The following is a 12,245-nucleotide window of genomic DNA, read 5'->3' as shown; positions in this document are numbered from 1 at the left end:
TATCATATACAAAAGAAAGGAGGAAGGGCGATTCCTCCCCGACTTTCGCTCTCGCTTAGAAGTCGGGGTCTCCTCGCCAAAGATGATGAAAAAAATCTTCTTGGACAAAGGACACGGGGGCAACGATCCTGGTGCGGTAGCAAACGGATTGCAAGAAAAGGTTTTGACGCATAAAATCGTGGAGTATGCGACCGATTATTTAGCGGCTCATTACGAAGGGTTTACACAACGGGTTAGCCGCGAAGGCGATCAATCCCTTACTCTTGACCAACGCGCAGACATGGCGAACAAGTGGGGCGCGGATGTATTTGTTAGTGTTCACATTAACGCTGGCAAGGGCACAGGGTTTGAAACGTATGTCTACAACGGCGGCGTTTCTTCCCAAACGGTCGCTTTGCAAAACGTGTTGCATGGCGAAATTCTAGCGGCTATGCGTCAGTTCGGAAATATCACAGACCGAGGCAAGAAACGGGCTAATTACGCTGTGTTACGCGAAACAAAAATGCCAGCCGTTTTGACCGAAAACTTATTCATCGACAGCAACGACGCAAAATACTTGAAAAACGAGGCATTCCTAAAGGCAGTTGGCGAAGCACACGCGCGAGGTGTTGCGAAATTCTTAGGATTGCCGCAAAAAACAAAGCTACAACCGGAGCCGAAACCACAACAAAAAGTGTCTGACGGAAAGTTATACCGCGTGCAAGTCGGGTCGTTCAGTGACCGAAAAAACGCGGAACGACTGGCAGAAGAATTGAAGAAAAAAGGATACCCGACGATTATTGTATGATTCCCCTGCTACTCGGCAGGGGATTTTTTGTTTTTTACGACATGTTTCGACATTTTCCATGATGGTTGTCTGATATGATAATAAACAAAAAATAACTAGGAGGATCAAAAATGTACGTTGTGGATAGTGTTGGTAGAGTCACTTATCCATCTAACTTTGCAAATAATTTATGGAATGGGCAAACGCTAAAAAGAGGTGATAGAAATGATTATGTGAAGACATTGCAATCTTGGCTTTACAGAGCCGAATTTAACCCTGGGGGGATTGATGGAGTTTACGGAGCAAATACAGAGAAGGCTGTGAAGGAATTTCAGAAGAAGGTGGGAATTACAGCTGATGGTATTGCAGGAAAGCAAACGTACCAAGCTCTACAAAAGTATGTTAGAACAGAAACGACAACATCACAATCAAACTCATCGATCAGTAATGATCATTGGACAGGTCAGACACTTAGGGAAGGAAATCGGGGACAAGCGGTAAAAGATTTACAGACTAAGCTTCAACGATTGGGGTATAACGTTGGGGCTATTGATGGTATTTACGGTAAACAAACAGCAGAAGCAGTGAAAAGGTTTCAAAAGGCCCATGGGTTGACAGCGGATGGCTTGGCGGGAAAAAGCACTTATCATGCTATTGAGCAGGACATACAGCAAAAAAATTATTATAATCAAAAAACGATTATTCAGAATAAGTATAAAGCATTGGAAAATAAGGTTCATTCTAAAGATTCTACGTGGGGAGAAGTGGTAAAATCTTTAAAGGAAATCGCTAAACTAGGATTTGATTTTATCATTGGGGATGATATTAAAACTTTATTGGATCCCAACGCTAATACAATTGATAAAGTTATTGCAGCTTTAAGTTTTATTCCTGGTGGAAAGATAGTCAACGGTGAAATAAAATTAGCTAAGCTAGGAAGTAAAATCGAAGTTAAGTTTGATCAAAAATTCCTAAGTGAGATTTCGAAAACAAAACCAATAAATCTTCCCTCATACAAAACTATAAGCATAGATATGGAGCATATCTTATCAGGTCATATTAAATCGGGAAATCGGGCAAAACAAAGCGGAAAGAAAGATTTGTTTCCTGAAAATATGACTACTAAACAAATAGAAAAGGCAATTATAGAGGCTTATAAAAACGGGAAAAAGTTAAAATCTCAAGGCGATAGGGTGAAAATTGAAGGATATGGGGGAGGAATGAAAATAGAAATGTGGGTCAATCTGAAGACAAAAATCATAGAGACTGCTTATCCTAAATTTTAGAAAGGGTGATTATGTTGTTAAAAGACATTGAAGTTGTAGTAAATACAAATTCAATATTCATGAACACTAGTAGAAATGTTATAGGTGAAATTTATCTAAAGATTGGTGATTTCTTTTTTCCCGAAGAAGGCTGGAATGATTTTGTGGTGGTGATTCTAGGATGGTGGCAAAAAAACATTATGAATATTAAAAATGATAGAATTGGGACAGTGTATGAATTCGACTTTATGGATGGACCTTGGTTTATGAAGGGAAAGAAAATTTCAGAGCACACGATCGGATTGGAATTTGTAAGGAATAAAAGTGATTCTCAACAAATTGTCTTCACGTGTTTATGTCAAGTAGCACAATTACAACAATCCATTTTAAATGCTACTGAAAAACTCTTGATAGAGTTAAAATCGAGGAAATGGCATTCCGATGATATTGAAGAGTTGGATAAAATTTGGCGACTATTGCAGTCTCTTAATTAGTAACGAACTTTGACAAGTTTTTTGGTTTCCATAGCCAATAAAACAGAAATGATGACTGTTTTAATGAAGAATTGTCGCAGCATGTGGTTTTTCAATGCCGCTTGCGTTACTATGCTCAGCGTTGGACGATCGAGTGCTTTTTCCGGCAGGCGAAAGATCAACTGAAGCTGGATGGATACCGCGTTCGCCACATTCGGGCGGTGAAACGGTATTGGGCGGTGGTGCAACTTGCGTATGTGTACAGCATGTTCGAGTCGAACAGTGATGTTTCGGATGGGATCGATCTCCTGCGCAAGAGAAAAGGACATAGCCTCGTGGAGTTCATTTATCGTGCAGCAAAACAAAATATTCCCATTGATGCCGTGAAAAAACAGCTCCACGTGGCATAAGGGGTACCCCGTTTGTCTCTTTTTCGTATGGTAATCATTGTTAACAAAAATGCTCATCTACAGTAAGTAAGACAGGAGAAAAACTATTGTTAAAGATGGACTTACAATTTTTCAGTGAAATAAATTCTTTTGGGAAAATAATCGGGAAATATTCCGACCTTGAACAACTTGCTAAAAATACCAGTCCATCCGAATTAATTAAATATCTTGAAAAGCAAGGATGGAAAAAGGAGGTGCAACCCGGTGGTAGAAAAAGTGGCCCGGCCACTATATTTATAGATCCCAATACAGGAATGGTAGCACGTATTCATGCAAGCCCGGGGGAAGGAACACCTTACTTCAGAGTGCAAAATAAGTCAGGGAATTATCTTGACAAAAATGGTAACTTTCCTTCTAACGCTACTAGAAAAGAATTAAGAGATTTGACGCATTTTTATTTTGGAAAGTAGGTGAATAAAATGATCGTCGCCAACAATTATAGTGAAATCAAAGATCATTTTGATTTCACGGATAGTATTATAACGGATATGAAATGGAACAATCCGTTAGATTTATCTATAATGATCGACTATTATTGGGATACACAGGAGAATAGGGAAGAAAACAGAATATTAGCGTTGCATTTTAAGGATTGCCTGGCTGTGGAGTACAAACTAAAAAAAGAGATACTAGAAATGTCAAGGGATGATATCCATTTTGATAGCTTGTTCACTATTATTCGCTTCGAAAATGTAGAAGCAAATTCAAGCGTATTTCATCATTTTCATATCTATACCTTTGATTATAAAGAGCCATTGCTAAAAATTATTTGTAAGCAGGTTCAGTTGGAGGAAGTATAGGTCGGTGTTTGAAAACAATGGAAGAAGAAAAGAAGGCGGATCGCTCCGCCTTTTTTGCACGGGATAGCAACCGAAAATAATTTTGCACAAATTTTGCACGATACAAAAGAACGTGTGGCTCAAATATTGAAATATCAATACTTTTAGGTATATGGTTATTATCCTGCCGAGGGCGTTAGCGACACCCTGCTTGCTATGCGAGCAGGGTTTTTTTGTATAAAAAATAAAGTCCGGTGAGCCGCACCGGACGAACATGTGAATTTTGCGAGGCTTGCCCGCTCGTTCTATAAGCATGATAACATGCTTTCGATGCATATGCATAGTAGAAAAAACATCCAATATGTTTTTATCGTCTCTCCCTTGCAGAGATGATAAAATGAGGATGAAGGGAGATGGCATGGATGGAGATGCAATTAACGCAAAAGCAAGAGCTGAAAATTGCGCTGACGAAAGAGCTTGTGCAGGCGATCGAACTTTTGCAATATTCAACGTTAGAGCTTCAATCGCTTTTACATGAACAGGCGCTTGAAAATCCATTTATTGAGCTAAAGGAACGAAAGCGAAATGAGCGTACAGACAGCATGCGCTACATTGAAAATGTAAGCGTTTTTAATCATTCGCTCGCTTCCCATTTGCACGCCCAACTCGTCGGCATGCGGTTATGTAACGAGCAAAAAAAAGCGCTTGATTATTTAATTGCATCGCTCGATGAATCGGGTTATTTGCATACAACGGTTGCAGAAGCGGCTCGCCATCTTCAATTGGAAGAAACGATTGTGTGTGAAGCACTTCATCTTTTACGTTCACTCGAACCTGCTGGAGTAGGGGCAGAAAATTTACCGCATTGTTTATACTTGCAACTCATTCGTCTTCCACAAAGGGATGAGCTAGCAGAGACGATTGTGACGGAGTATTTCGAATCGTTTGTCCATAAAAAATGGAAAGAAATAAAATCGAAACTAGGTGTAGAGTTAGCGGACTTACAGCGGGTGTGGGAACTTATTCGTACGCTCCATCCACGCCCAGGAAGTTTGTATAATGATGAGCAAATGACGTATATTGTACCAGATGTGATCGTATCGTGTGATAATGGCATATGGAATGTGACGATGAATGAAGAAATTATTCCAACTGTTGTATGGAATGAATCGTATGAACGGAAAGTACGATCGGATGATCCACACGTTCAAAAATATATCGAGGAAAAACGTCAACAGTTTCAATGGATCCAACGTTGTTTAATGCAGCGAGCAACAACGATTGAGCAAATTGCCTGTGAGTTCATTCATCGACAACGTGATTATTTTGAAAAAGGTTTGCTCCATATGAAGCCACTTACGATGCGCGAAGTGGCAACAGCATTAAACATTCATGAATCGACTGTCAGTCGCGCGGTGAAAAATAAATATATGCAAACGCCCCACGGTTTAATTGACATGCGTCGCTTTTTTACAAGCGGTGTAGATGAACATGCATCCCAAGAAAAAGTAAAAGGTTTAATTGCGGAATTAATTAAGCAAGAAAATGGGCAAAAACCTCTTTCCGACCAAAACATTGCTGATTTACTCGAGGAGCGCTACAATATTTGTGTAGCGCGGCGGACGGTCGCGAAATATCGTGAACAGCTTTGTATTCCACCGGCTTCGAAACGAAAGCAATATGCGTAAAGGGGACAAAACATGAAAATCGTCGTATATTCGAAAGAAAACTGCTGTCTTTGTGATGAGGCAAAAGCTATTCTTCGTGAGCTACAGGTGGAATGGGAAGAAGTCGATATTTATAAAAACGAGCAGTGGCTCGAACGATACCAACTCATGATACCTGTCATCGAAATCGACGGAGAAATGGTTGCATATGGTCGTATTCACAAAGACGTCATAAGAAAGCGATTACAACAACAACGAAGCAGTTGAACAACGTTTCACTTCCTGTTACAATGGAATTGTAGCAGGGGCGAATTTTTTTTACACCTAGTGGGACACAATATGTCATAGTGGGACTTTAAACGTCCAGATAGAGAAAAAAGTGAGCAAAAAGGAAGAGTAAGGCATGCGCCAATGGATTGATGTTCAACGAAAATTGTTGCCTGATCTTCTCGCTATTATGCAAAAACGATATGAAATTTTGCAGCATATTCGGTTAATGCAACCGATCGGGCGCCGAACGCTCGCATTAAATCTTGGGATTAGCGAACGTGTTTTGCGCTCGGAAGTGCAGTTTTTAAAAGAGCAAAATTTGCTTGATATTACAGCTGCAGGCATGCGTATTACGTCCGATGGACATGATGTGCTCATGCAATTGGAAGATATGATGCGAGAAGTGTTAGGGTTAAAAGAGCTGGAAAGAAAAATAAAACAACGGCTTCCTGTTGCAGATGTCATTGTCGTTGCAGGTGACAGCGATCAATCGCCTTGGGTGAAAAGAGAGATGGGAAGAGCTTGTGTCTCACGCATAAAACATTCACTCACAGGGAATGCCATTGTTGCAGTTACTGGTGGAACAACCCTTGCTGCAGTTGCTGAAATGATGACGCCAGATATGAAATATCGGGATGTGCTATTTGTTCCAGCGCGTGGTGGGCTTGGGGAAGATGTGACGAACCAAGCGAATACGATTTGTGCGCGCATGGCTGAAAAAGCGATGGGTCACTATCGTTTATTGCACGTACCTGATCAATTAAGTGCTGAAGCGTATCACTCGATCATTGAAGAACCTGCCATTAAAGAAGTGCTCGACTTAATCAAATCATCGACGATTGTCATTCATGGTATTGGCGATGCGAAAACGATGGCGGAACGGAGAAAAACACCGCCGGAGGACATGGAAAAAATTGAGCAAAACGAAGCGGTGGCGGAGGCGTTTGGTTATTACTTTAATCAACATGGAGAAGTTGTTCATAAAGTGAACACAGTTGGCATTCAGCTCGAAGATGTGCGCCACGTTCCTTGCGTCATTGCAGTGGCAGGAGGCGCTTCGAAAGCAAAAGCGATTCAAGCGTATATGAAACAGGCACATCAGTGCATCTTAATTACAGATGAAGGTGCAGCAAAACAGTTAGTACGGGATGATTCATCCCTCTAAAATACATTCCTACAATTTCAAAGGAGGAAAAAAACATGGCAGTAAAAATTGGTATTAACGGTTTTGGTCGTATCGGCCGTAACGTATTCCGCGCAGCATTAAAAAATCCTGAAATTGAAGTCGTTGCAGTAAACGACTTAACAGATGCAAAAACGTTAGCACATCTTTTAAAATATGACTCTGTTCATGGCACATTAGATGCAGAAGTGGCTGTCAACGGCAACAACATCGTTGTAGATGGAAAAGAAATTATCGTCAAAGCAGAGCGCGACCCAGCAAACTTAGGATGGGGCGAACTTGGCGTTGATATCGTTGTTGAGTCAACAGGACGCTTCACAAAACGCGAAGACGCAGCGAAACATTTAGAAGCAGGCGCGAAGAAAGTCATCATTTCTGCACCAGCGACAAATGAAGACATTACAATCGTGATGGGCGTAAACGAAGACAAATACGATCCAGCAAACCATCATGTCATTTCAAACGCATCTTGTACAACAAACTGCTTAGCGCCATTTGCGAAAGTATTACATGAAAAATTCGGCATCATTCGCGGTATGATGACAACAGTACACTCATACACAAACGACCAACAAATTCTTGATTTACCACATAAAGATTTACGTCGTGCGCGTGCAGCAGCGGAATCGATCATTCCAACATCAACAGGTGCGGCAAAAGCAGTAGCACTTGTATTGCCTGAATTAAAAGGAAAATTAAATGGTATGGCGATGCGTGTACCAACACCAAACGTATCTGTTGTTGACCTTGTTGCTGAACTTGAAAAAGAAGTGACAGTGGAAGAAGTAAACGCAGCGTTAAAAGCAGCGGCAGAAGGTGAATTAAAAGGCATTCTTGCTTACAGCGAAGAGCCATTAGTTTCTCGTGACTACAACGGTTCGACTGTTTCATCAACAATCGATGCACTGTCCACAATGGTTATTGAAGGAAACATGGTAAAAGTCGTTTCATGGTACGACAACGAAACAGGATATTCTCACCGCGTTGTGGACCTTGCTGCATACATTGCGTCAAAAGGTTTATAATTTTTTGGATTGTTTGCCCAAAACGGTTTATAATAAATAGTTGGACATACCGAGAAGGGGAGCGGGGTTCATCCCCACTCCCTTTCTATATATCACACGAATAAGGAGGCCTTTCCGTGAACAAAAAAACCGTCCGTGACATTGATGTGAAAGGGAAACGTGTATTTTGCCGCGTCGATTTTAACGTGCCAATGCAAAACGGTGTCGTCACTGACGATACACGCATTCGCGCCGCGCTCCCAACGATCCAATATTTAATGGAACAAGGAGCGAAAGTCATTTTAGCGAGCCATCTTGGTCGTCCGAAAGGAAAAGTTGTTGAAGAGATGCGCTTAAATGCTGTGGCAGAACGTTTAAGTGAATTGCTTGGCAAGCGCGTCGTGAAAACAGATGAAGCGTATGGCGATGCAGTGAAAGCTGCGATTGCTGAAATGAATGAAGGCGATGTGTTATTGCTTGAAAACGTACGTTTCTATCCTGGTGAGGAGAAAAACGATCCAGAATTAGCGAAAGCATTCGCAGAACTTGCGGATGTATATGTCAACGATGCGTTTGGTGCAGCACATCGTGCGCATGCATCGACAGAAGGTATTGCCCATCACTTGCCTGCGGTAGCTGGATTCTTAATGGAAAAAGAAATTGAAGTGTTAGGAAAGGCATTATCGAACCCAGACCGTCCGTTTACAGCAATCATTGGTGGGGCGAAAGTAAAAGATAAAATTGGCGTCATCGAAAACTTATTAGACAAAGTCGATAATTTAATTATCGGTGGCGGATTAGCGTACACATTTGTGAAAGCGCTCGGATATGAAATCGGAAAATCGTTATTAGAAGAAGATAAAATTGAATTAGCGAAATCGTTCATGGAAAAAGCGAAAGAAAAAGGCGTGAATTTCTACATGCCTGTTGACACAGTCGTAGCTGACGATTTTTCAAACGATGCAAACAAAAAAGTAGTGAACATCGATGAAATTCCAAGCGATTGGGAAGGACTTGACATCGGTCCGAAAACACGCGAATTGTATCGCGACGTCATTTTAAAATCAAAACTTGTTATTTGGAACGGTCCAATGGGCGTATTCGAAATGGATGCGTTTGCTGAAGGAACAAAAGCTGTTGCTCAAGCGCTTGCTGATGCGAAAGATACATACACGGTCATCGGTGGCGGCGATTCGGCAGCGGCAGTCGAAAAATTTGGACTTGCGGATAAAATGGATCATATTTCGACAGGTGGCGGTGCGTCGCTTGAATTTATGGAAGGTAAACAACTTCCAGGTGTCGTCGCATTAAACGATAAGTAAGAAAGGGGATTAAAGCGATGCGAAAGCCGATTATTGCAGGCAACTGGAAAATGCATAAAACGTTAAAAGAGGCGCTTCAGTTTGTGGAAGAAGTAAAACATGAGGTTCCTTCCAACGAGCAAGTGGATGCCGTTGTATGTGCACCAGCCCTCTTTTTAGCGCATTTAGTTGAGGCGACAAAAGGAACAAATGTAAAAATTGGTGCGCAAAACATGCATTTTGAAGATCAAGGGGCATTTACAGGTGAAATTAGCCCCGTTGCGTTAAAAGATCTCGGTGTGGAGTATGTCATCATCGGGCATTCGGAACGTCGTGAAATGTTTGCGGAAACAGATGAAACAGTCAACAAAAAAGTGCTTGCGGCATTTAAGCACGGACTTGTGCCAATCGTTTGTTGCGGGGAGACATTAGAAGAGCGTGAAAGCAACCGTACAAATGAAGTCGTTCGTGTACAAGTTGAAAAAGCGCTTGAAGGCTTAACAGAAGAACAAGTAAAGCAAGTTGTCATCGCCTATGAGCCAATTTGGGCGATCGGAACAGGAAAATCGTCGACAGCAGAAGATGCTAACGACGTATGCGGCTACATCCGTCGAGTGGTCGCCAACCAATTCTCGCCACAAGCAGCGGATGCGGTGCGCATTCAATACGGCGGCAGCGTGAAGCCGTCTAATATTCAAGAGTTTTTAGCGCAAGAACATATTGACGGCGCACTAGTCGGTGGCGCCAGCCTAGAACCACAATCGTTTTTACAACTCGTGGAGGCAGGAAAATGAGCAAACAACCAGTAGCACTAATTATTTTAGATGGGTTTGGACTTCGGGAGGAAACGTTCGGAAATGCGGTGGCGCAGGCGAAAAAACCAAATTTCGATCGTTATTGGAACGAATATCCACATGCGACATTAACGGCATGCGGCGAAGCGGTTGGTTTGCCAGAAGGACAAATGGGGAACTCGGAAGTCGGTCACCTAAACATCGGTGCTGGTCGCATTGTGTATCAAAGTTTAACGCGTGTCAATATCGCCATTCGCGAAGGTGAGTTTGAGCGCAACGAAACGTTTTTAGCAGCGATGGATCATGTGAAAAAACACGGAACAAATTTGCACATTTTCGGTCTTCTTTCTGACGGTGGGGTGCATAGCCATATTAACCATTTGTTTGCCCTCTTGAAGCTCGCTGCAAAAGAAGGCGTAAAAAATGTGTATATCCACGGCTTTTTAGATGGACGTGACGTCGGTCCGCAAACGGCGAAAACATACATTCAACAGTTAAATGAACAAATCGAACAAATTGGCGTTGGTGAAATCGCGACATTATCGGGTCGTTATTACTCGATGGACCGCGACAAACGGTGGGAGCGCGTGGAGAAAGCGTATCGCGCGATGGTGTATGGAGAAGGTCCATCATACCGTGATCCGCTTGCGTGCATCGATGATTCGTACGCAAACGGCATTTACGATGAGTTCGTCTTGCCATCGGTCATCGTCCGTGAAGATGGAACGCCAGTCGCAACGATTCAAGATAACGATGCGGTTATTTTCTACAATTTCCGTCCTGACCGTGCGATTCAAATTTCAAACACGTTTACAAACGATGATTTCCGTTCATTCGATCGTGGACCGAAACATACGAAAAACTTGTTTTTCGTATGCTTAACGCACTTTAGTGAAACAGTAAAAGGGTATGTGGCATTTAAGCCGACGAACCTTGACAATACGCTCGGTGAAGTATTGTCACAAAACGGGTTAAAACAATTGCGCATTGCCGAAACGGAAAAATATCCGCACGTGACGTTTTTCATGAGCGGCGGACGGGAAGAAAAATTCCCGGGCGAAGAGCGCATTTTAATTGACTCGCCAAAAGTAGCCACATACGATTTAAAACCAGAAATGAGCGCATACGAAGTAACGGACGCTTTACTGAAAGAAATTGAAGCAGACAAGTTTGATGCGATTATTTTAAACTACGCAAATCCTGATATGGTCGGCCATTCCGGAATGCTAGAGCCGACGATTAAAGCAGTCGAAGCAGTCGATGAATGTTTAGGAAAAGTCGTCGATGCGATTCTGGCAAAAGGCGGGATTGCGATTATTACCGCTGACCACGGGAACGCGGACGAAGTGACAAATCCAGACGGCAGTCCGAATACGGCGCATACGACAAATCCGGTGCCTGTGATCGTGACGAAAAAAGGCATTACGCTTCGCCAAGATGGCATTTTAGGCGATTTAGCGCCAACGATGCTTGATTTGCTCGGATTACAACAACCGAAAGAAATGACAGGAAAAACGTTAATTCAAAAATAAAATTTAAAAGGAGAGATGAACGATGCCAACAATTATTGACATTTATGCTCGTGAAGTATTAGACTCTCGTGGCAATCCGACAGTAGAAGTAGAAGTATATACAGAATCAGGTGCGTTCGGACGTGCCCTTGTACCGAGTGGAGCGTCAACAGGTGAGTATGAAGCGGTTGAATTGCGTGATGGCGACAAAGGTCGCTACCTTGGTAAAGGTGTATTACAAGCAGTGAAAAACGTAAACGAAGTCATCGCGCCAGCATTAATTGGTAGCTACGATGTGACAGAGCAAGTTGCTATCGACCGTGCATTAATTGCGTTAGACGGTACAGAAAATAAAGGAAAATTAGGTGCAAACGCAATTTTAGGCGTTTCAATGGCTGTTGCGCGCGCAGCTGCTGACTACTTAGGCATTCCTCTATATCAATATTTAGGCGGATTTAACGCAAAAACATTGCCAGTGCCAATGATGAACATTTTAAATGGCGGTGCGCATGCAGATAACAACGTTGACATTCAAGAATTTATGATTATGCCAGTTGGCGCACCAAACTTCCGTGAAGCGCTCCGTATGGGTGCGGAAATTTTCCATAGCTTAAAATCTGTATTAAAAGCGAAAGGCTACAACACCGCTGTTGGTGATGAAGGTGGATTCGCTCCAAACTTAAAATCGAACGAAGAAGCGCTTGAAACAATTATCGAAGCGATTGAAAAAGCAGGCTACAAACCAGGTACAGAAGTGATGCTTGCGATGGACGTTGCTTCTTC

13 protein-coding genes and 1 pseudogene are annotated in these 12,245 nt (G+C 42.3%); all 14 read left to right on the top strand.

Going from position 1 to position 12,245, the window contains the following annotated elements:
* The first annotated feature begins 85 nt into the window (after positions 1-85).
* Positions 86-787 carry an N-acetylmuramoyl-L-alanine amidase gene (locus BM213_RS11930; protein ID WP_091704444.1) on the top strand — a complete coding sequence of 234 codons (702 nt, stop codon included), beginning with the start codon at positions 86-88 and terminating at the stop codon, positions 785-787.
* A 110-nt stretch (positions 788-897) separates the two neighbouring features.
* The gene (locus tag BM213_RS15180; RefSeq protein WP_091704434.1) at positions 898-2,052 is read left to right on the top strand and encodes a peptidoglycan-binding protein; all 1,155 of its coding nucleotides are present in this window, start codon (positions 898-900) and stop codon (positions 2,050-2,052) included.
* A 14-nt stretch (positions 2,053-2,066) separates the two neighbouring features.
* A complete protein-coding gene (locus BM213_RS11920) occupies positions 2,067-2,525 on the top strand; it encodes a hypothetical protein (protein ID WP_091704432.1) in 459 nt (152 codons plus the stop codon).
* Positions 2,526-2,626: 101 nt separating this feature from the next.
* A pseudogene (locus tag BM213_RS11915) lies at positions 2,627-2,914 on the top strand (transposase); the annotation flags it as partial.
* Positions 2,915-3,000: 86 nt separating this feature from the next.
* Positions 3,001-3,363, top strand: a complete 363-nt coding sequence (locus BM213_RS11910) for a hypothetical protein (protein ID WP_043968640.1) — start codon at positions 3,001-3,003, stop codon at positions 3,361-3,363.
* 9 nt (positions 3,364-3,372) lie between these two features.
* Positions 3,373-3,753: a hypothetical protein gene (locus tag BM213_RS11905; protein ID WP_052585063.1), complete on the top strand. Its 381-nt coding sequence runs from the start codon at positions 3,373-3,375 to the stop codon at positions 3,751-3,753.
* A 401-nt stretch (positions 3,754-4,154) separates the two neighbouring features.
* Positions 4,155-5,420 (top strand): RNA polymerase factor sigma-54, encoded by a 1,266-nt coding sequence (gene rpoN / locus BM213_RS11900; protein WP_091704442.1) that lies wholly within the window; start codon positions 4,155-4,157, stop codon positions 5,418-5,420.
* 12 nt (positions 5,421-5,432) lie between these two features.
* The gene (locus BM213_RS11895) at positions 5,433-5,666 is read left to right on the top strand and encodes a glutaredoxin family protein (protein ID WP_091704431.1); all 234 of its coding nucleotides are present in this window, start codon (positions 5,433-5,435) and stop codon (positions 5,664-5,666) included.
* A 136-nt stretch (positions 5,667-5,802) separates the two neighbouring features.
* Positions 5,803-6,834, top strand: a complete 1,032-nt coding sequence (locus tag BM213_RS11890) for a sugar-binding transcriptional regulator (protein ID WP_091704428.1) — start codon at positions 5,803-5,805, stop codon at positions 6,832-6,834.
* Positions 6,835-6,869: 35 nt separating this feature from the next.
* Entirely contained in the window at positions 6,870-7,877 is a 1,008-nt protein-coding gene (gap, locus tag BM213_RS11885) for a type I glyceraldehyde-3-phosphate dehydrogenase (protein WP_091704425.1), read from the top strand.
* Between the two features lie 116 nt (positions 7,878-7,993).
* Complete coding sequence (locus BM213_RS11880) at positions 7,994-9,178, top strand: phosphoglycerate kinase (protein WP_064220980.1); 1,185 nt, start codon at positions 7,994-7,996, stop codon at positions 9,176-9,178.
* Between the two features lie 17 nt (positions 9,179-9,195).
* Positions 9,196-9,951, top strand: coding sequence for a triose-phosphate isomerase (tpiA, locus tag BM213_RS11875; RefSeq protein ID WP_091704422.1), 756 nt, complete (start codon positions 9,196-9,198; stop codon positions 9,949-9,951).
* Positions 9,948-11,483, top strand: a complete 1,536-nt coding sequence (gene gpmI, locus BM213_RS11870) for a 2,3-bisphosphoglycerate-independent phosphoglycerate mutase (RefSeq protein ID WP_091704419.1) — start codon at positions 9,948-9,950, stop codon at positions 11,481-11,483. The genes tpiA and gpmI overlap by 4 nt, the downstream gene beginning before the upstream one ends.
* Before the next feature lie 22 nt (positions 11,484-11,505).
* Positions 11,506-12,245 (top strand): phosphopyruvate hydratase (eno, locus tag BM213_RS11865; RefSeq protein ID WP_091704439.1); only part of this gene is annotated, 740 nt, incomplete at its 3' end.

It is taken from the genome of Anoxybacillus pushchinoensis, from assembly GCF_900111795.1.
In the GTDB taxonomy this organism is placed as follows: domain Bacteria; phylum Bacillota; class Bacilli; order Bacillales; family Anoxybacillaceae; genus Anoxybacillus; species Anoxybacillus pushchinoensis.
This window is presented reverse-complemented; position numbering and strand designations above follow the sequence as displayed.